Genomic DNA, 20066 nt, shown 5'->3' with positions numbered 1-20066 from the left:
GCGGGCAGGCACAAGAATAGACGGCAAAAAGCCTGGCATCGCCCACCGTGATGCCGCTGGATGGATCAGGCCGGTCTCCGGGCTCATGAGCGGCGAATCGCCTGACTGCGCGCCTTCCCGCGTCGTCGACACAGTGGCTCAATGCACAGTTTTCACTCATTTACCGTTGCGGGGGCAGCGCCGGGATCGTGATCGTTCTTCGCCTGAAGACAACCCTCACCGACTTCCCTGTTTCACTCTGTCGACACAGGTCACAGAGCACCTGAAACAAGCCGCGAAGGTTAGAGGGTTGGGGGTGGAGCGTCAATTAAAGAGGGGGCCGTCGGGCGAATAACTGTCGCCGATCAATTATCTGACGCCAATCTTGTGCCACACTGAGACAAGTGATATCAAAGAGCCATGCTTTTGGTTGAAAAAGCACATCACAACAATAAGGATGATGACGATGCAAGGCATGATCATCAGCAACCCGCGCCTGGAATTCCTGCGCCCGATGCTTGAACGCTGGTTTGACTGTATCGACCGCTACAACGCTGTACGCGGCGACAACGACACCCCTTACTGGCATGACGAGAAAGCCAATCTCGGACTGCTCTCCGCGGCGGCATGGATGGCCGAGCTGGTAACCCTTTGCGATACCGCCACGCGCAAACAGAACGAGGACGGCGAACGCAACGCCCGCGCCGATCTGTTCATTGCCGGGGCCGAAGACCGCGCCTATCTTCAGGCGACCCAGCGCTGGCCGCGAGTCAACAACCTCAACCTGACCCAGGCCCTGCTGGAGATCACCAGCGACGCCAAACGCATCAGTTTTGCCAGCGACCTCAAGCTCGGCTGCCTGTTCGTCGCCCCGCAGAAAGCCCAGCACAGCGCCAGCCCCGAAGAGTTGCAGGACATGGTCGACGACCTGCAAAAGGAACACTGCTGCGCAGTGGCCTGGTATTTCCCCTACGCCTACCGCAAGTTGCGCAGCGAAGCGGGCAACTATCACCCGGGCATCGCCGTGCTGTTCAAAGAGGCCCGCGGTTGAGCGGTTGAACCATCGGGTGCGCACACTCCTCTATGATTAGGCATGCATTCATAGGGAAGATCAGTAATGCGCAAAACCCAACTCGCTCTCGTCATCGCCCTCGCCGGAGGGCTCGCCGCCTGTGGTGAATCCTCCAGCCTGCAAGTTTCCGACGGCACCGGTCCGTCACCGAAACTGCCCGAACCGAACAAAACCCTGATCCCGACGGTGAACATCGCCCCGGCGATCGGCTGGCCCGCCGGCGGCAAACCGACCGCCGCAGCCGGCACGCAAGTGGCAGCGTTTGCCGAAGGCCTCGACCATCCACGCTGGCTCTATGTCCTGCCCAACGGCGACGTGCTGGTGGCGGAAACCAACGCCCCACCGAAACCCGATGACAGCACCGGCATTCGTGGCTGGGTGATGAAGAAAGTCATGGGCAAGGCCGGTGCTGGCGTGCCGAGCCCGAACCGCATCACCCTGCTGCGCGACGCCGACCACGATGGCGTGGCCGAAACGCGCACGGTGTTTCTGCAAAACCTCAACTCGCCGTTTGGCATGACCCTGGTCGGCAATGACCTGTACGTCGCTGACACCGATCGCCTGCTGCGCTTCCACTACGAACCCGGCGCGACCGAAATCAAGACCCAGCCGATCAAGGTCACCGACCTGCCGGGCGGCACGCTGAACCACCACTGGACCAAGAACGTCATCGCCAGCAAGGACGGCAGCAAGCTGTACGTCACCGTCGGCTCGAACAGCAACGTCGGCGAGAATGGTCTGGATAAAGAAGAAGGTCGCGCGGCGATTTGGGAAGTCGATCGCGCCACCGGCAACCACCGGATTTTCGCCTCGGGCATCCGCAACCCCAACGGTCTTGCCTGGGAACCCACCACGGGTGCGCTGTGGACAGCGGTGAACGAGCGTGACGAAATCGGCAGCGACCTGGTGCCGGACTACATCACCTCGGTCAAGGACGGCGGTTTTTACGGCTGGCCATTCAGCTATTACGGTCAACACGTGGATGTGCGAGTAAAACCGCAGAATCCGGATCTGGTGGCCAAAGCCATCGCTCCGGACTACGCCGTCGGCCCGCACACCGCCTCGCTGGGCCTGACGTTCGCCGATGGCAACAGCCTGCCGGCGCAATTCAAGGAGGGCGCCTTCATCGGCCAGCACGGCTCGTGGAACCGCAAACCGCACAGTGGCTACAAAGTGATTTTCGTACCGTTCGCCGCCGGCAAGCCGAACGGACAACCGATCGATGTGCTGACCGGGTTCCTCGACAAGGATGAGAACGCCTTGGGCCGCCCGGTGGGGGTGGTGATCGACCAGCAAGGTGGTTTGCTGGTGGCGGATGATGTGGGGAACAAGGTTTGGCGGGTGTCGTCCGCTAAATAAATCAGGGCCCGACACATAACAAATGTGGGAGCGGGCTTGCTCGCGAAAGCGTCAGGTCATTCAACATCATGGATGAATGACACACCGCATTCGCGAGCAAGCCCGCTCCCACATTTAGATTTTCAGCGTTTACGGGTTATGCGCCAGATGCTCCGGCTGCAACACCCGCTTGGCACTCAGATACGCCTTCTGCCAGTACGCCTTTGACAGGCTGTCCAGCTTCACCGTGCCGCCCGTCGCGGGCGCATGCACGAAACGCCCTTCCCCGACGTAGATCCCCGCATGGCTGACCTGCGAGCCGCCATTGGTGGCAAAGAAGATCAGGTCGCCGGTCTGCAACCCTTCTTTGCCGACATTCGGCGCCTGCATCACGATCATCTCGCGGGTGGAGCGCGGCAACGAGATACCGGCGGCATCGCGGTAGACGAAACCGATCAGGCCACTGCAATCAAACCCGGAGTCTGGTGTGTTGCCGCCCCAGCGATAAGGCGTGCCGACCAGGCCCAGCGCGCGAAACAGCACGTCTTCAGCAGCAGGCGAAAAAGCTTGGGAAGGCCCGAACGCCACCGGGGCGCGTACGACGGGCGCAGGCGGCGGAGTGCGGCTGGCGCAGGCGCTGAGCAGCGCTGCGAAGAAGATCACTGTGAGGCGGGCCGACATCGTCATAAGCAGAACATCCTGATCTGGCTGCGGCTTTCTCTGCCGAATGGACAGAAACAAAACCGCCTGCGGAGCACGCAGGCGGTTTGCCATCAATATAGATACAGGATTCTAGCGGCTACGCGGCAAACTTCAAGTAAGACTTTAACTTCACCTTGTAAAGTCTACGTCTACTCCCTTGCCGGGCACCGTTTTTGTCGCCACGGACGTGGCGACAACGGGGAATTACTTGCGAGCGGTGACCACGGTCGGTGCCATCGCGAGGGCGCGCTTGGCTTCGATGAAGGTCTTGCTCCAGTAGCTGTCACCCAGGCTGTCGATGCGAACACCGCCGCTGCGACGACTGCTGGAGTGAATGAACTGGTTGTCACCCAGGTAGATCCCGGCGTGACTCACACGACCGCGACGACCATTGGTGGCGAAGAACAGCAAATCGCCCGGTTCAAGGTTGCTGCGCGAGACCAGTGGGGCATCCACGTTGATCATCTCGCGGGTGGAGCGCGGCAGATTCATGCCGGCTTCTTCGCGGAACAGGTAACCGATGAAACCGCTGCAATCGAAACCGGCTTCAGAGGTACCGCCGAAACGGTAACGGGTACCGATCAGGGACATGCCGCGTTCGAGGATGCTGTCGGCCAGAACCGGAAGCTCGTATGGCTTCTTGCCGTTGAAATCGGCGAGTTCTTTTTCGGTGGCCAGCTCTTCCTGGTAAATAACGGAAGACTGGGCAGTGGCAGAATTTTTAACCTGTTGAGGCTGCTCTTGAACTGGAGAATGAGCAGCGCAACCGAACAACAGGGTGACGAGTGCGAGAGGCACGAGGGGTGCGAAGCGATTTAGCATGGGCACGACCGTGGCTGAAGTTGTAAAGAAGCCGAGACTATGCCCGCTATCGGCCTCATTTGCAAATTCAATCGATCTTTTTGTGACTTCCCGGTTTCTCGTTTACATCTAAGCGCTTAAGCCCATTTGAATCGATACGCGGTCTGCACACGGTGCGGAAAAGCGGATTTTCTGGCGCCTGAAATATGCCGAAACGTGCTCCAGCCCCCGTATTTCAAGGGCTGGCTACCAGCCGAGGGTTTCTTTCAGGAACGGAATAGTCAGCTTGCGTTGCGCCTGCAACGAGGCCTGATCCAGCTGTTCGAGCAGGTCGAACAATGCACTCATGCTGCGGGTGCCGCGGGTCAGAATAAAGTGTCCGACTTCATCGGTCAGGTGCAGACCGCGACGCGATGCGCGCAATTGCAGGGCACGCAATTTGTCTTCATCGGAAAGCGGGCGCATCTGGAAGATCAGCGCCAGGGTCAGGCGCGATTTCAGGTCGGCCAGTTTCACCGGCAACTCGCGTGGCGAGGTTGAAGCAGCAATCAGCAAGCGCCGACCGCTATCACGCAGACGGTTGAACAGATGAAACATCGCCTCTTCCCAGTCTGCCTTGCCGGCAATCACCTGCAAGTCATCCAGGCAGACCAGTTCGTACTGCTCAAGGTTGTCGAGGATTTCGATACCACGATCCATCAGCTCGGCCAGTGGCAGATACACCGCTGGCTCACCCATCTGCTCGAAACGCAGGCAAGCCGCCTGCAACAGATGCGTACGCCCTACCCCATGCTTGCCCCACAGGTAGATCAGGCTTTCGGTCCAGCCGGCGTCGGCTTCGCATAGGCGCTCGACATAGCCGAGTGCAGCGGCATTGGCGCCTGGGTAGTAGTTGATGAAGGTGGCGTCGTCACGCAGACGCACACCTAGGGGCAGCTGAATCGGTTTCATGCTGACTGAACAGTTCTCAAGGAACCGTTAGTGGCCTCTGTGTAAAGTTTGCGAAGTTTATACCCGTGAAGCGGAGCGCACAATGCGACAGACCCCAAGCAAAATCAAAGGTTTGCGTTAATGCGCTGGTTTTATGACAGTTTCTCTGACGCGCTGCCGTGCGAACCCTGCGCAAAACGCAGGCCAACCCGGCGCAATGCCGGGCCGCCCGTGATCGGATTACAACTCGGGCTCATCTGTCCCGCTGTAGATATCCGAGTCCTTGTACAGATCGTGCACGTGACGCACCAGCACCATGATCACCGCCGCCACCGGCAGTGCCAGCAGGACACCGGTAAAGCCGAACAGCTCGCCACCGGCCAGGATCGCAAAGATCACCGCCACCGGATGCAGGCCGATCCGGTCGCCCACCAGCAGCGGCGTCAGCACCATGCCTTCCAGGGCTTGGCCGACCATGAACACCGCGACGATCCCGATCATCGGATACAGATCGCCACCGAACTGGAACAGCCCGGCAATCAGCGCCGCGCCAATGCCGATCACAAAGCCCATGTACGGCACGATTGCCGCCAGGCCGGCGATCAGGCCGATCAACAGGCCCAACTCCAGACCGACGATCATCAGGCCCGCCGCATAAATCACGCCCAGCGCCAGCATCACCAGCAGTTGCCCGCGCACAAACGCGCCGAGCACCTCGTGGCATTCACCCGCCAGCGAGACGATGGTTTCTTCACGATCACGCGGCAGCAGGCTGCGGATCTTGGCCATCATCACATCCCAGTCGCGCAGCAAGTAGAAACTCACCACCGGGATCAACACCAGATTCGCCAGCCAGCCGATCAGCGCCAGACTCGAGGCCGTCGCCTGACTCAACACCACACCGACGATGTCGGTCGTCTGGCCCATGTGCTCGCTGATCGCTGCCTTGACCTTGTCGAACTTCCAGAAGCCGTCCGACAACCCCAGCTTCGACTGCGCCCACGGCAGTGCAGTGTGCTGCAGCCAGTCGAGCATCTGCGGTGCCAGTTCGTACAAGCGCACCAACTGCTTGGCGAGCATCGGCACCAGCACCAAGAGCAACGTCGTGACGATCAGAGTGAACAACGCAAACACCGCGATCACGCCCCAGGTGCGTGACATGCCGAGACGTTCCAGGCGATCCACCAGCGGATCGAACAGATACGCCAGCAGCAGCGCCACCAGGAACGGTGTGAGGATCGGATGCAGCAACCAGACAAACGCGCAAAGCAGGACTACCCCACCGAGCCAGAACCAACGCCGCGAATCGGCCATGTATCACTCCTGCTTCTATATAAGGAAAGACTTACCAGCGAAACCGCAACGAAGGCGCTACCGGTGCAGGCGCCTGAGCCGCAACAGGCGCCGCACCTGCCACCGCAGGCTGCGGCGCGGCGACCGGGGCCGCAGCCTCGGCCGGCAACTCCTGCAACTTCGCCAGCGACAATTGCGAACGCAACTGATCGGCACTGCCGTTGACCCGATACACGATGCGATCACCCTCGACACTTTGCAGACGCACACCGAACGGTTCGAGTAACCGCAGCAGCGTGGCGTAATGCTCAAGATTCATGCCCTGCACTTCCAGCGTCTGTTGACCCGAAGCGCCAGGTTTGGCGACAAATCGCGGCGCCAGACGCTCGGCCACCGCCAGCATCACCGCATCGGCCACCGCGGCCTGATCGGCGCCCTGCACATTACCGGCCTCTTTCTGATCGCCCAGCCATAGATGCCAGCTGGCTTGCCACTGCCCGCCCTGTTCGTGCGCATGCACCGCCAGCAAGGCATCCGCACCATAACGCTCCGAGGCCCCGCGCAAAGGCGCGGGATCGGTGCCATCGAGCACCGGCGCCGTGGCCACCAATTGCTCACTCAGATCCGCCAGCGGCAAACGCAGCGGCAAGCCACGATGCTGAGCCGCAGAACGCAATGGTGCAGCCGCTGCCTGACCGTCGCCGACCAGACTCGAGCCTTCAGTCGAATCGTTCAGCCACCAGCTCAGAATCGACGGGCGACTCGCCCCCCACAACGAAAGCCCGGCCCGACGCAGTGCCTGCTCGGTGGTGGCCGGATCGAAATCGACTTTCAGCACCTCCGGCGGCCCGGCATCGAAACCGAACTGGCTGATGATCTGCTGCGGGTCCTTGCGAATCGCCGCCAGCCCCGGATTCTGCGGGGCCTTGGGGTCACCGGTCAGACGCAACACCAGCGTATCGAGCGCCGCCTGCGTGGCGCGATCACGCTCTTCCGGCGCCTGGCTGCTGACCGGCTGGCGCACTTGATAGAGACCCTTGAGGTTTTCGGCATGACTCGCCAGGCTGACCAACGACAAACAACCCACAACCAACAATTTACAAAAACGCATGGAAGATTCCCGTCGACAGGAGCGGCTGGAACAGGCCGCGTGAACCGGTTAAGCAAGGCTGTGACAATCTGCCATCGCAAAACATTCACACGCTAGCGGTAAGTTTTTGCACAGTGATAACGATAGACGGTTAATCGGCACACCTTATACAGGCAGCCGCCCGGCACAATTGCAAAAAATTTCAGTCGATTATGCCCCTGCCCGTCGGCGCGAGGATGGCCGCTGCCCCTCAAGCCTGATAAAATCGCGCGCCTTCGCAGACCGGCAACAGCCGGGCACCCCGAAATTCGCGTAAGGCCATCGCCCTCTCGATTTCGATGTTCCCGCTGAACTCGGTCGTTACCCCTGAATCCCCTCCCCTAAAGGCCTGGATCATGAGCAAGCAACCCTCCCTGAGCTACAAGGACGCCGGTGTAGACATCGACGCCGGTGAAGCATTGGTCGAACGCATCAAGAGCGTCGCCAAGCGCACTGCGCGCCCGGAAGTCATGGGCGGCCTGGGCGGTTTCGGCGCCCTCTGCGAGATCCCGGCCGGTTACAAACAGCCGGTGCTGGTTTCCGGTACTGATGGCGTCGGCACCAAGCTGCGCCTGGCGCTGAACCTGAACAAGCACGACAGCATCGGCCAGGACCTGGTCGCCATGTGCGTCAACGATCTGGTGGTGTGCGGCGCAGAACCGCTGTTCTTCCTCGACTACTACGCCACCGGCAAGCTGAACGTCGACGTAGCTGCCACCGTGGTCACCGGTATCGGTGCAGGCTGCGAACTGGCTGGCTGCTCCCTGGTCGGCGGCGAAACCGCTGAAATGCCTGGCATGTACGAAGGCGAAGACTACGATCTGGCCGGCTTCTGCGTCGGCGTCGTGGAAAAAGCCGAAATCATCGACGGCTCGAAAGTCGCCACCGGTGATGCGCTGATCGCCCTGCCATCGTCCGGCCCGCACTCCAACGGCTACTCGCTGATCCGCAAGATCATCGAAGTGTCGGGTGCCGACATTGAAACCGTTCAGCTCGACGGCAAGCCACTGACCGAACTGCTGATGGCCCCGACCCGCATCTACGTGAAGCCGCTGCTCAAGCTGATCAAAGATACCGGCGCAGTCAAAGCCATGGCTCACATCACCGGTGGCGGCCTGCTGGACAACATCCCGCGCGTTCTGCCAAAAGGCGCTCAGGCCGTGGTTGACGTGGCCAGCTGGACTCGCCCGGCGGTCTTCGACTGGCTGCAAGAGAAAGGCAATGTCGACGAGACCGAAATGCACCGCGTGCTGAACTGCGGCGTGGGCATGGTGATCTGCGTGGCTCAGGAGCACGTTGAAGTGGCCCTGAACACCCTGCGTGACGCAGGCGAACAGCCTTGGGTCATCGGCCAGATCGCTGCCGCTGCCGAAGGCGCTGCACAGGTCGAGCTGAAAAACCTCAAGGCTCACTAATGCCTACCTGTGATGTCGTGGTGCTGTTGTCCGGCACCGGCAGTAACTTGCAGGCTCTGATCGACAGCACGCGGACCGGCGACAGCCCGGTTCGCATCGCTGCGGTGATTTCCAACCGCGCCGACGCCTACGGCCTGCAACGCGCCAGTGACGCGGGTATCGCCACCCGCTCGCTGGATCACAAGGCTTTCGAAGGTCGCGAGGCCTTCGATGCTGCCCTGATCGAACTGATCGACGAATTCAAACCGAAACTCGTGGTACTGGCCGGCTTCATGCGCATTCTCAGCGCTGATTTCGTGCGTCACTACCAGGGTCGCCTGCTCAATATCCACCCGTCGCTGCTGCCCAAATACAAAGGGTTACACACTCATCAGCGCGCGCTGGAGGCCGGCGATGCCGAGCACGGCTGCTCCGTGCACTTCGTCACCGAGGAACTCGATGGTGGACCACTGGTCGTACAGGCAGTAATACCGGTAGAGTTGCACGACACGCCGCAGACACTTGCGCAGCGAGTGCATGTCCAGGAACACCTGATCTACCCGATGGCCGTGCGCTGGTTTGCCGAAGGCCGGCTGGCACTTGGTGAACAAGGTGCTTTACTGGATGGCCAGTTACTCGCGGCCAGCGGCCACTTGATTCGACACTAGGAGATTTTATGCGTCGCGCCCTGCTCTTCGCTTGCGCTCTGTTCGCCCTGCCCTTCGCGCAGGCGGCAGACCTTCAACCGTTCTCCGCCAGCTACACCGCCGACTGGAAACAGTTGCCCATGAGCGGCACCGCCGAACGCAGCCTGACCAAGGAAGCCAACGGCGTCTGGAAACTCAGCTTCAAGGCGTCGATGATGATCGCCAGCCTGACCGAAGAAAGCACCCTGACTCTGGACAAGGACACCCTGCTGCCACAGTCCTACCACTTCGAACGTGGTGGTCTGGGCAAAACCAAGAAAATGGATCTGGACTTCGACTGGAATGCCAAGATGGTCACCGGCACCGATCGCGGCGATCCTATCAAGGTTGCACTGAACCGTGGCATGGTCGACAAATCCACCTACCAGTTGGCACTGCAGCACGACCTGGCCGCCGGCAAAAAGACCATGAGCTATCAAGTGGTCGATGGCAGCGATGTCGATACCTATGACTTCCGTGTACTGGGTGCCGAGAAAGTCGACACCAAGGCCGGCCAGATCGATGCGATCAAAGTCGAGCGCGTGCGCGACCCGACACAAAGCAAGCGCATCACTGTCCTGTGGTTCGCCAAGGACTGGGATTACCTGCTGGTCCGCCTGCAACAGGTCGAAACCGACGGCAAGGAGTACAACATCATGCTCCAGGACGGTACGGTCAACGGCAAGCCAGTCAAAGGCAGCTGATCCGCCGCTACAACGAAAAGCCCCGCCAATGCGGGGCTTTTTTGTGCCTGCGATTCCCCGAGCGACACACAACTACTGTGGGAGCAGGCTTGCTCGCGAAAGCGGTCTGCCAGCTGACGAAGATGTATCTGATACAACGCCTTCGCGAGCAAGCCCGCTCCCACAGGGGGTGAGTGCAATCATCAAGGGTCAGCTCAGACCGAAAACTTGGCCACCATATTGTTCAAATCCACCGCCAGCCGCGACAGTTCCTGGCTCGCCGCACTGGTTTGATTCGCCCCCGCCGACGTCTGCATCGCCAGATCGCGGATGTTCATCAGATTGCGATCCACCTCCCGCGCCACCGCCGCCTGCTCCTCCGAGGCACTGGCGATCACCAGGTTGCGTTCGTTGATCAAGGTGAACGCTGAAGCGATCTCCTCCAACGCCACACCCGCAGCCTTGGCCAGCTCAAGGGTCGAATGCGCACGGATGTTGCTCTGCTGCATGGAGCTCACCGCCGAATCGGTGCCCTGCTGAATGCCACCGATCATTTGCTCGATTTCCTGAGTCGATTGCTGAGTGCGATGCGCCAGCGCCCGCACTTCATCAGCGACCACTGCGAACCCGCGACCAGCATCACCGGCCCGTGCCGCCTCGATCGCCGCGTTCAACGCCAGCAGATTGGTCTGTTCGGCAATCGAGCGGATCACATCGAGCACCTTGCTGATGCCGTGAACCTTCTGCGCCAGATCCTCGACCTGCGTTGCGTTGGACGTGACATCCTCGGCCAGCGATTCGATTGAAGTGACGGTCTGCCGGACCTGCTCGCGCCCATGCTGGGCAATGCGGTCAGACTCGCGTGACGCTTCGGAAGTCGCCACGGCGTTGCTCGCCACTTCTTCCACGGCGGCAGTCATCTGATTGACCGCCGTGGCGGCCTGCTCGATCTCCAGGCTTTGCTGATGCAGCCCGCGCGTAGCGTCCTCGGTGACGCAGCTCAGCTCTTCCGACGCCGAAGCCAGTTGGCTGGACGACTCGGAAATCTGCCGGATGGTGTCGCGCAGGTTGTGCTGCATGCTTTTCAGCGCCTGCAGCAGTCGCGCCGGCTCGTCCTTCCCGGAAATACTGATATCGCCGGTCAGATCGCCGCCGGCCACCACTTCGGCCACGCCCAGCGACTGCGCCAGAGGCAGGACGATGCTGCGGGTCAACAGCAACGCCAGACCGATGGTGATCAGCGCCGTAATACCGATCATCACCCCGACCCACACTCGCGAATTGATAAACACCAGCCGTGCGGCTTCGGTAGCGAGGTTGGCGTTGTGCTTGTTCAGCTCGACCAGCTCCTTCAGGGTCACCGCCATGTCGTCAGCCAAAGGGCTCATCTGACCGTTGAGGATCGTTGCGGCCTCCTCGACACGATTCTGTGCAGACAACTGCATGACCTGCGCCTGCAGCTCCAGATATTTGTGCTCGGCGACCTTGAAGCGATCGAACAGCGTTCGCTCCTCGGGCAATACGATCAGCACGTCATAGCGCTGCTGCGCTTCGCTCAAAACGCCGCGCAGCTCATTGAGCTTGCTAACGTTCTGCTCCAGCGCCTGCGGATCGCGATTGAGCAGCAGGCGCATGGTCAGGGCGCGCAGGCGCAGCATGTCCTGACTCATCTCGCCGACCGCCATCACGCTCGGCAGCCAGTTGTTGTCGACCTCATCAGACTGGGCGCGCATGTTCGACATTTGCAGCAGGGCGAACGCCCCCAAGGCAAATACCATCAGCGCCAGTACACCAAAACCCAGGCCGGCACGCGGCGCGATATTGAGACTACGGATGCTCATTACTTTGGTTCCTTCCAAAAGCGCTGCATCAACCCTGCAGCTGGTTGCCTTAGAAGGTATCGGCCCGGCGAAGAATTGCGTAAGACGAAAAGCTGATATCAAAAGGCCTTGATACTTCTAACGCTTGGCATTAACGATTCAGCGCGCTTTTCCCGGACTTTGCCGCTGTTCGCGGCAATATTGCCAGGAAGTTGTCCCGGGCCACTTTACGGGCGACATCCTCGGGCAAGGCATCAAGAAACGGGGTGAAACTGTGCATTTCCTGACCGAGCTTGTTGAATCGGCCGACAACATCCGAACCGACCATGAAGCGCTCAGGGTATTTTTCCACCAATGCCAGCCATTCCGCTCGCGGCCTGCCCTGCTCGTCCAGCAAATAAGGGCTGAGCATGCTCCACGACAGATCAATGAACAGGTTCGGGTAGGCCTCAAGCATCCGGCTCACGGTGGGCAGGAGGAATTTCAGCTGCGTCTGGTGCCGATGGATCTCGGCGCTGGTACCGGCGTGAGCCCAGATGAAACGCGTGTGCGGGTGATTACGCAGCGGCTCCTCGATTTCCTTCAGGTACAGCGGATTTCTCTCACGCTTGGAGGTGATATTGGAATGCAGCATCACTGGCAGATCATTTTCCGCTGCCAGGTGATAAATCCGCTTCATCGCTTCGTTATTGGCCCGAGGTGTGTCGCCGGCGGTCAGCGCCGTCAGGTCATCATGGCGGGTGAACACCTCGCCAATGCCCTGCCACAGCCCCGGATACAGGTCGAGCATGCGCTGGATGTGCGCGGCGGAGTTCTTGTCGTTGGGGTTGAAGCCCGACAGGAACGGATGAAAGTGCTGACGCTGCTCCGGAGTCAGCTTTTGCACCGCATCGGCAACGATCACATCGGTAGCGCTGTACCAGTAGGCATCGGCATCATCGCCGGCGTAATAGCGCGGACGCTTGGGTTCGTCCTCGTGCCACTTCTTCGCCACGGGAATACCGGAAATCATCACATGGTCGATGGAATTGTCCTGCATGGCCGTGAGCAATTTCGCCATGCCGGCGGTTTCCTGGAAGAAATCCACGTAGTGCAGGTGCGCATCGCTGTAGGTGTAATCGCGGGCGCTGGCGGGGCCGGCAAAGGCCAGCAGGCAGGCAAGACTCAAACGAAACAAGGACACAAGTAATCTCCGACAGGTAGGCATAGCCTAGACCCTGAGCCGATGACAAGGGTTCATCCTGCAGGAAAGTGGAACGCGCCTCCGTAGGAATGCTCTATAACTGCAAGGTCTTTTTTGATCGAACGACTTTTTCCTACTGCCAGTGAGGTTGCCATGACTGTTACCGTCAATACCGTCTCCGCCGAAGGTTTTCGTCACACCGTACAGATCGATGAGCACGAATTGTTTGCCGACGTACCGAAGTCTGCCGGCGGCGAAGGCTCGGCACCCGAGCCACACGACTACTTCGACGCCGCACTCGGCGCCTGCAAGGCCCTGACCCTGAAGATGTACGCAAAGAAGAAAGACATCCCGCTGACCGGCGTGGGTGTCGAGGTCAAACGCGACAACAGCGAAGAGCAGAAAGGCAAATACGTTTTGCACGTGACGCTCACCCTTAAAGGCGTCCTCACCGATGTCCAGCGTGAAGAACTGCTGCGCGTCGCCGATCGCTGCCCGATCCACAAACTGATGACTACCACCGACGTCAGCATCGAAACCCACGCCCCACAGGGCTTCGACAGCCAGTAATCTCCCTCATGCCAGCGGCGGGTTATGCTTCTGGCATCACCCGCTCAGCCTGGAATGCACCATGGATACGCAACCACTGATCATCCGCCCGCGCGCCGAAGACGTCGAAGGCCAGCCGATCCTGCGCCCGCTGCCGTCAGCCAAATGTCGCAGCGTCGGGCCTTTCGTGTTTTTCGACCACATGCTCGAGACGGTTTATCCGACGGGCAAAGGCATGAACATCCGACAGCATCCGCACATTGGTCTGTCGACCCTGACCTACCTGTTCGAAGGACAGATACAGCACAAGGACAGCCTTGGCTCCGATCAGGTGGTCAGCGCTGGCGATGTCAGCTGGATGACCGCCGGCAGTGCGATTGCCCATGTCGAGCGCACGCCCGAGCCGTTGTGGGAGCAAAGCTTCACGATGCACGGCCTGCAGATCTGGTTGGCCTCGCCCAAGGATCACGAGCAAGGCCCAGGACATTACAGCCATCACCCGGCGGCAACCCTGCCGGTCAGCGATAACCTTGGCGTGCAGATTCGGATGATCGCCGGGTCAGGCTTTTGCCTGGAATCGCCGGTGCCGGTGCTTTCTCCTACGCTGTACGCGGAAGTGAAGATGCAGACCGCGACCACATTGCTGATTCCGACCGAGCATGCGGAACGCGCGATTTATGTGTTGAGTGGGGAGGCACAGTTGAATGGCGAGGTGATTGAGCCACATGCACTGGTGGTATTGCCCGCCGGGGAAGAGCTGAGCCTGTCTGCCGAGAGCGATGTGCACGCGGTGGTGTTCGGCGGCGCACCGCTGGACGGACCACGACGGATCAACTGGAATTTTGTTGCGAGCGATCCGGCGACGATTGATGAGGCGCGGCGCAAATGGGCGGCTGGGGATTGGCCGACGGTGCCGGGGGAAGTTGAGCGAATCGAACTGCCCTGAGTGTTGTGTCGCTGGTTAGTAAGCCTTCGCGAGCAAGCCCGCTCCCACAGGGGACTTGTGGTGTACTCAGAACTTATACACACCACAATCCCAATGTGGGAGCGGGCTTGCTCGCGAAGAGGCCAGTAAAAGCGCCGAAAAATCAGCCCTTGAACACTTCTTCCAGCAAGTCATGCATCGACTTGAACGCACGCTTGGCGGTCTTCGCGTCGTACATCATCTTGCCTGGCACATTGGCATGCGGATCGGTGAACGAGTGCACCGCACCGCCGTAGCTGAGCAACTGCCAATCGACCTTCGCCGCGTTCATCTCATCTTCAAACGCCGGCAGCTGCTCTTTCGGCACCAACGGGTCGGAGGCACCGTGCAACACCAGCACCGAGCCCTTAATGTTCTGCGCATCGGCCGGGTTCGGCGAGTCGAGGGTGCCGTGGAATGATACGGCGGCCTTCACTGGCGCACCGGTGCGCGCCAGATCCAGCGCACAGCAACCACCGAAGCAGAACCCGAACACCGCCAGTTTCGAGGTATCGACCGCCGCTTCACCCTGCGTCTGCAATTGCTCGAACGCCGCTTGCATGCGCTTGCGCAGCAGAGCGCGATCATTTTTCAGCGGCATCATCGCCGCACCGGCCTGATCACCGTTCTGCGGACGCACGGACTGGCCGTACACGTCAGCAATCAACACCACGTAGCCCTTGGCCGCGACCGACTTGGCGATCTCCTCGGCACCGGCGCTGACGCCCATCCAGTTCGGCGCCATCAACAGGCCCGGGCGCGCGCCCTTGTGCTCGGCGTCGAACGCCAGACGACCTTCATAAGGCTGGCCATCCAGCTGATAGACCACGGAACGTACAGTGACTTGGCTCATTTCTGACTCCTGAATGTTAAACACCAGAATGAAAAAACCCGCCGAAGCGGGTTTTTCTGCAACGTGATTAAACCGACAGTTCAACCAGCAGCTTGTTCAGACGGCGCACATAAGCGGCCGGGTCTTTCAAGCTGTCGCCGGCAGCCAGGGCTGCCTGATCGAAGAGGATGTGCGACAGGTCGCCAAAACGCTCTTCGTTCTGCTCGCCGTCGAGTTTCTCGATCAACGGGTGACTTGGGTTGAATTCGAAAATCGGCTTCGACTCCGGCACTTTCTGCCCACTGGCTTCGAGGATCTGGCGCATTTGCAGGCCCAGGTCCTGTTCGCCGATCGCCAGAATGGCTGGCGAATCGGTCAGACGGTGAGAGACGCGAACCTCGGCAACGGAATCGCCCAGCGCGGTTTTCAGGCGCTCGACCAGACCTTCCTTCGACTTGGCGACTTCTTCTGCGGCCTTCTTGTCCTCTTCCGAGTCCAGGTTGCCCAGATCGAGATCACCGCGTGCCACGTCGACAAAGGTCTTGCCGTCGAACTCGCTGAGGTAGCTCATCAGCCACTCGTCGATACGGTCGGTCAGCAGCAGCACTTCGATGCCTTTCTTGCGGAAGACTTCCAGGTGCGGGCTGTTCTTGACCTGCGCGTAGGTTTCGCCGGTGAGGTAGTAGATCTTGTCCTGACCTTCCTTGGCTCGCGCCAGGTAGTCGGCCAGACCGACGATCTGCTCGCCGTCGTCGCCTTGGGTCGATGCGAAACGCAGCAGACCGGCAATTTTTTCCTTGTTGGCGAAATCTTCTGCCGGGCCTTCTTTCATGACCTGACCGAAGTTTTTCCAGAAGCCCTTGTATTGCTCAGGCTCGTTCTTCGCCAGTTTTTCCAGCATGTCCAGCACGCGCTTGGTCAGCGCCGACTTCATCGAGTCGATGATCGGGTCTTTCTGCAGGATTTCCCGCGACACGTTCAGCGACAAGTCGTTGGAATCGACCACACCTTTGATGAAGCGCAGGTACAGCGGCAGGAACGACTCGGCCTGATCCATCACGAACACGCGCTGCACGTAGAGCTTCAGGCCTTTCGGCGCTTCACGCTGGTACAGATCGAACGGCGCGCGGGCCGGCACGTACAGCAGCGAGCTGTACTCAAGCTTGCCTTCGACCTTGTTGTGGCTCCAGGCCAGCGGGTTTTCGAAGTCGTGAGCGATGTGCTTGTAGAACTCCTGGTATTCCTCGTCCTTCACTTCAGTGCGCGGACGGGTCCACAGGGCGCTGGCGCGGTTGACGGTTTCCCATTCAACGGCTGGCTTCTCTTCACCTTCGGTGGCAGTGACTTCTTTCGGCAGCTCGATCGGCAGCGCGATGTGGTCGGAGTATTTCTTGATGATGTTGCGCAGGCGCCAGCCATCGGCGAACTCGTCTTCAGCGGCTTTCAGGTGCAGGACGATGCGGGTGCCGCGCTCTGGCTTGTCGATGGTGGCGACTTCGAACTCGCCCTCGCCTTTCGACGACCAGTGCACGCCTTCGCTGGCAGGAGTGCCGGCACGACGGCTGTACACGTCAACTTTGTCAGCGACGATGAAAGCCGAGTAGAAGCCCACACCGAACTGGCCGATCAGGTGCGAGTCTTTCTTCTGGTCGCCCGAGAGATTCTTCATGAAATCGGCGGTGCCCGACTTGGCGATGGTCCCCAGATGGGTGATCACATCGTCACGGTTCATGCCGATACCGTTGTCTTCGAGCGTGACGGTCTTGGCGTCCTTGTCGAAGCTCACACGGATTTTCAGTTCAGCGCCACCTTCGAGCAACTCAGGCTTGGCCAGGGCTTCGAAGCGTAGCTTGTCGACAGCGTCAGAGGCGTTCGAGATCAATTCGCGAAGGAAGATTTCCTTGTTGGAATACAGCGAATGGATCATGAGGTGCAGCAGCTGCTTTACCTCGGTCTGGAAGCCCAGGGTTTCCTTTTGAGTTTCCACACTCATGGTCATCAAACTCCAATCAGATGGCATTGGCCGCGACCCAGATGGTCGGCGGCGGGTTGTTCACTGAGTTGGGGGCAGCGTTCAGGATTTCAAGGGCTCATCAATTTTGAAGTGTGCACGAGCGGTGGCAATCGGTTCGCTCTCGGTACTTTGCCAGGCGGTGATGGCGACGTTGGCCACGCGCCGGCCCTGGCGGCAGACCTGACATTTGGCCCAAGTGTCGCGAAACTGCCCGGCACGCAGGTAATCCAGGGAAAAGTCGATGATCTTCGGCACCCCGGGCGAACCGGTGAAGATCAGCAAATGCAACGCGGCTGCCAGCTCCATGAACCCGGCAATCACCCCGCCATGGATCGCCGGCAATAACGGGTTACCAATGTTGTCCTTGTTCGCCGGCAGCTTGAACAGCAACTCATCACCGACCCGAGAGCATTCGACGCCAATCAATCCGGCGTAAGGAATGATCTGCAGCAGCGGCGCGTAGTCACCCTGAGCGTGAGCCTGCTGCAGTTGTTGCTTCCAGTCATCGCTCATCGGCTTTCTCCTTTGATCTTGCCGCCAAATCCCTGTGTGCCCTTCAGACCCTTGCCCATGCGCATGAAGGTACCGACGACGTGAGCGATGGGTTGCTGCGGGTCGTCCTGATAGGCAAAGCCGCGGGCGAAGATTACGTCGGTGGTGACCCGATAACACTGGGCAAAGCCGTAGACATCCTTGTTCGGTTCGGCGGCGTGCATGTAGTCGATGCGCAGGTCCAGGGTCGGGCAGACTTCGAATTCCGGCAGCACGCACAACGTGGACATGCCGCACGCCGTGTCCATCAGCGAGGTAATGGCGCCGCCGTGGATGACCCCGGTCTGCGGATTGCCGACGATTTGCGCGCTGTACGGCAGCTTTACCGTCAGCCCTTCGCTGCTGGCGCTGTGCACCATCAAACCGAGCACCTGACAATGACGCAGGGCCGAGAGAAATCGCGTTGCGCGCTCAAAAACGGGGTTTTCAGCCATTTGATAATTACTCTCGTCAGAGCCTTGTGCCAGTAGTAGGAAATAACGCAAAAGTTCCACTGAAAAACAAACTTATATATCTGAAAGAAATGAGGAACTTAACGTTGGGGGCAACGTTCTTAAGGCCAGTAGTTATTTTCCATAAGGAGAAACACCCCATGCGTAAGACTTTAGCTATTGCCTTGATGTTGACCGCTTCCCTCGGTCTCGCTGCCTGCGATAAAAAATCCGAGGACAAAGCTCAAGATGCCAACCAACATGCTGAACAAGCTCAGCAGAAAATGAACGAAGCTCAGGATAAAGTGAACGACGCAGCGAAAGAAAACGCTGAAGCCGCCAAAGATCAGGCTGAATCGAATCAGGCTGCTCAGGAAGAAGCTGCCAAGAAGCAATAATTGCGACTTGATGCAGAAAAAGAAAACCCGCCAAGTGCGGGTTTTCTTTTGCCTGTAATTTTTCGCTAGTGCCGCTTAGAGCAAGACGGTTCTAAAAGTCGGACTAATCATCAGCAACAAAGAACATATCAGGCCGACCAGCCAGACCAGGCTGCGCAGGGAGGGTTTATCAGCGAGGTACAACCACAAGTAGAGAATCCGTGCGATCACGAAGATGATCGCCAAGGCATCGATCAACCAGCCTTGTGTCTGCGTGGTGTGCGCCATCAGCACACCGACGGCAAACAGGATGAACGCTTCGATGCTGTTCTGGTGCGCCGCCAGTGCCCGCGCGCCATAGCCAGTCAGTTGCGCCTGTTGCTGGCGCGGCAGATGGTTGTTGTAACCGCCCTGCTCTTTCATGGCCTTGCCCACCGGCATACGCGCGATGTAAATCAACAGTGCACTGATAAACACACACCAGAACGGAATACTCATCAAGCGGCCTCTTTATTGGTTTCGGGCAACGGCGCCTCTGTAGGGGTATAGACCATCACGTCGAGAACGTCGGAATGAAACTCGCGGCGATACAACACCAGCACGACTCCAGCACTCATCAACATGAACAACCACGGGCTGACAAACCAGGCCAGCATGCTCATGCCGAAGTAATAAGAGCGCAGGCCGAAGTTGAACTGGTTGGCCGCCATCGAAATCACCCGCGCCGCCCGCAGTGCGAATGCCTTGCGCTCCTGCTCCGAGACCTGACGCTCACCGATCATCGGCGCTGAACCGACCAGCACCGCCGCAAAGTTGTACTGACGCATGCACCAGCTGAACGTGAAGAACGCATAGACGAACACCAGCGCCAGGCACAGCAACTTGATCTCCGACATGCCCTGCGACGCCTGCTGCACCATCGGGATGTCCGCCAGCAACGACACTGCACGCTCGGACGCACCGAGCACGGTGAGAATACCGGCGAGGATGATCAGGGTGCTGGAGGCGAAGAACGAGGCGTTACGTTCCAGATTGCCGATCACACTGGCGTCGGCGATGCGGTTGTCACGCAGCAGCATGCGGCGCATCCAGTCTTCGCGGTACAGGTGCAACACGCTGGCGAGGCACGCGGTGTCGCGGGCCTTCCACGACGCATAGCGGGTGTAGCCGCCCCAGCAGATGACGAACCAGAGCGCGGCGAGCAGGTGGATCAGGTTGGCTTGGATGAACGACATGCAATTCCCTGTGGAGTATGGATGCTACCTGTGGGAGCGAGCCTGCTCGCGAAAGCGGTGTGTCATCCAACATTGATGGCGGCTGACACAACACTTTCCCGA

The 20066-nt window shown here is 59.5% G+C and carries 21 protein-coding genes and 1 riboswitch; of the genes, 8 read left to right on the top strand and 13 right to left on the bottom strand.

Going from position 1 to position 20066, the window contains the following annotated elements:
* Positions 1–51: 51 nt before the first annotated feature.
* A riboswitch (cobalamin riboswitch) is annotated at positions 52–281 on the bottom strand.
* A gap of 164 nt (positions 282–445) precedes the next feature.
* Complete coding sequence (locus AC27VU_RS27790) at positions 446–1030, top strand: hypothetical protein (RefSeq protein WP_103485439.1); 585 nt, start codon at positions 446–448, stop codon at positions 1028–1030.
* Between the two features lie 66 nt (positions 1031–1096).
* The gene (locus AC27VU_RS27785; RefSeq protein WP_103521556.1) at positions 1097–2410 is read left to right on the top strand and encodes a PQQ-dependent sugar dehydrogenase; all 1314 of its coding nucleotides are present in this window, start codon (positions 1097–1099) and stop codon (positions 2408–2410) included.
* A gap of 129 nt (positions 2411–2539) precedes the next feature.
* Here AC27VU_RS27785 and AC27VU_RS27780 read toward each other — a convergent pair whose 3' ends face one another.
* The 5 genes from AC27VU_RS27780 to AC27VU_RS27760 form a co-directional block, all read right to left on the bottom strand.
* Entirely contained in the window at positions 2540–3076 is a 537-nt protein-coding gene (locus AC27VU_RS27780) for a C40 family peptidase (protein WP_488725329.1), read from the bottom strand.
* Positions 3077–3295: 219 nt separating this feature from the next.
* Positions 3296–3913: a C40 family peptidase gene (locus AC27VU_RS27775; protein WP_003223044.1), complete on the bottom strand. Its 618-nt coding sequence runs from the start codon at positions 3911–3913 to the stop codon at positions 3296–3298.
* Between the two features lie 225 nt (positions 3914–4138).
* Positions 4139–4843 carry a DnaA regulatory inactivator Hda gene (gene hda, locus AC27VU_RS27770; RefSeq protein ID WP_003223042.1) on the bottom strand — a complete coding sequence of 235 codons (705 nt, stop codon included), beginning with the start codon at positions 4841–4843 and terminating at the stop codon, positions 4139–4141.
* Between the two features lie 219 nt (positions 4844–5062).
* The gene (locus AC27VU_RS27765; protein WP_003223041.1) at positions 5063–6136 is read right to left on the bottom strand and encodes an AI-2E family transporter; all 1074 of its coding nucleotides are present in this window, start codon (positions 6134–6136) and stop codon (positions 5063–5065) included.
* A gap of 31 nt (positions 6137–6167) precedes the next feature.
* The gene (locus tag AC27VU_RS27760; RefSeq protein ID WP_488725328.1) at positions 6168–7226 is read right to left on the bottom strand and encodes a DUF2066 domain-containing protein; all 1059 of its coding nucleotides are present in this window, start codon (positions 7224–7226) and stop codon (positions 6168–6170) included.
* Between the two features lie 374 nt (positions 7227–7600).
* Here AC27VU_RS27760 and purM point away from each other — a divergent pair, with 374 nt between their 5' ends.
* The 3 genes from purM to AC27VU_RS27745 are packed head-to-tail and all read left to right on the top strand — an operon-like array spanning position 7601 to position 10028.
* Positions 7601–8659 (top strand): phosphoribosylformylglycinamidine cyclo-ligase, encoded by a 1059-nt coding sequence (gene purM, locus AC27VU_RS27755; protein ID WP_202371112.1) that lies wholly within the window; start codon positions 7601–7603, stop codon positions 8657–8659.
* Positions 8659–9306, top strand: coding sequence for a phosphoribosylglycinamide formyltransferase (gene purN / locus AC27VU_RS27750; RefSeq protein WP_003223038.1), 648 nt, complete (start codon positions 8659–8661; stop codon positions 9304–9306). Before purM ends, purN begins: the two co-directional genes overlap by 1 nt.
* Positions 9307–9314: 8 nt before the next feature.
* Entirely contained in the window at positions 9315–10028 is a 714-nt protein-coding gene (locus AC27VU_RS27745) for a DUF3108 domain-containing protein (RefSeq protein ID WP_103521559.1), read from the top strand.
* A 194-nt stretch (positions 10029–10222) separates the two neighbouring features.
* Here the strand turns inward: AC27VU_RS27745 and AC27VU_RS27740 are convergent, their stop codons facing one another.
* Together AC27VU_RS27740 and AC27VU_RS27735 are read right to left on the bottom strand one after the other, a co-directional pair.
* On the bottom strand, positions 10223–11848 hold the full coding sequence (locus AC27VU_RS27740; protein WP_201138360.1) for a methyl-accepting chemotaxis protein: 1626 nt from the start codon (positions 11846–11848) through the stop codon (positions 10223–10225).
* Positions 11849–11978: 130 nt separating this feature from the next.
* Positions 11979–13034: an amidohydrolase family protein gene (locus tag AC27VU_RS27735; RefSeq protein ID WP_103485435.1), complete on the bottom strand. Its 1056-nt coding sequence runs from the start codon at positions 13032–13034 to the stop codon at positions 11979–11981.
* Between the two features lie 129 nt (positions 13035–13163).
* On the opposite strand from AC27VU_RS27735, the gene AC27VU_RS27730 reads away from it, so the two are divergent.
* Together AC27VU_RS27730 and AC27VU_RS27725 are read left to right on the top strand one after the other, a co-directional pair.
* On the top strand, positions 13164–13580 hold the full coding sequence (locus AC27VU_RS27730) for an OsmC family protein (RefSeq protein WP_488725327.1): 417 nt from the start codon (positions 13164–13166) through the stop codon (positions 13578–13580).
* Positions 13581–13641: 61 nt separating this feature from the next.
* Positions 13642–14505 (top strand): pirin family protein, encoded by an 864-nt coding sequence (locus AC27VU_RS27725; protein ID WP_201138362.1) that lies wholly within the window; start codon positions 13642–13644, stop codon positions 14503–14505.
* Positions 14506–14647: 142 nt separating this feature from the next.
* Here the strand turns inward: AC27VU_RS27725 and AC27VU_RS27720 are convergent, their stop codons facing one another.
* From AC27VU_RS27720 to AC27VU_RS27705, 4 genes are all read right to left on the bottom strand, one after another.
* Positions 14648–15376 (bottom strand): dienelactone hydrolase family protein, encoded by a 729-nt coding sequence (locus AC27VU_RS27720; RefSeq protein WP_488725326.1) that lies wholly within the window; start codon positions 15374–15376, stop codon positions 14648–14650.
* 67 nt (positions 15377–15443) lie between these two features.
* On the bottom strand, positions 15444–17348 hold the full coding sequence (htpG, locus tag AC27VU_RS27715) for a molecular chaperone HtpG (protein ID WP_488725325.1): 1905 nt from the start codon (positions 17346–17348) through the stop codon (positions 15444–15446).
* A gap of 81 nt (positions 17349–17429) precedes the next feature.
* Positions 17430–17882 carry a PaaI family thioesterase gene (locus AC27VU_RS27710; protein WP_003223029.1) on the bottom strand — a complete coding sequence of 151 codons (453 nt, stop codon included), beginning with the start codon at positions 17880–17882 and terminating at the stop codon, positions 17430–17432.
* Positions 17879–18355 (bottom strand): PaaI family thioesterase, encoded by a 477-nt coding sequence (locus tag AC27VU_RS27705; protein WP_488725324.1) that lies wholly within the window; start codon positions 18353–18355, stop codon positions 17879–17881. Before AC27VU_RS27705 ends, AC27VU_RS27710 begins: the two co-directional genes overlap by 4 nt.
* 158 nt (positions 18356–18513) lie before the next feature.
* Here AC27VU_RS27705 and AC27VU_RS27700 point away from each other — a divergent pair, with 158 nt between their 5' ends.
* Positions 18514–18750 (top strand): hypothetical protein, encoded by a 237-nt coding sequence (locus tag AC27VU_RS27700; protein ID WP_003223025.1) that lies wholly within the window; start codon positions 18514–18516, stop codon positions 18748–18750.
* 75 nt (positions 18751–18825) lie between these two features.
* On the opposite strand, the gene AC27VU_RS27695 is transcribed toward AC27VU_RS27700, so the two are convergent.
* Together AC27VU_RS27695 and AC27VU_RS27690 are read right to left on the bottom strand one after the other, a co-directional pair.
* Positions 18826–19227, bottom strand: a complete 402-nt coding sequence (locus AC27VU_RS27695; RefSeq protein WP_003223023.1) for an MAPEG family protein — start codon at positions 19225–19227, stop codon at positions 18826–18828.
* Positions 19227–19964: a DUF599 domain-containing protein gene (locus AC27VU_RS27690; RefSeq protein WP_003223022.1), complete on the bottom strand. Its 738-nt coding sequence runs from the start codon at positions 19962–19964 to the stop codon at positions 19227–19229. The genes AC27VU_RS27695 and AC27VU_RS27690 overlap by 1 nt, the downstream gene beginning before the upstream one ends.
* Positions 19965–20066 lie beyond the last annotated feature (102 nt).

Source organism: Pseudomonas sp. 14P5.3.2 (genome assembly GCF_057799175.1).
This window is presented reverse-complemented; position numbering and strand designations above follow the sequence as displayed.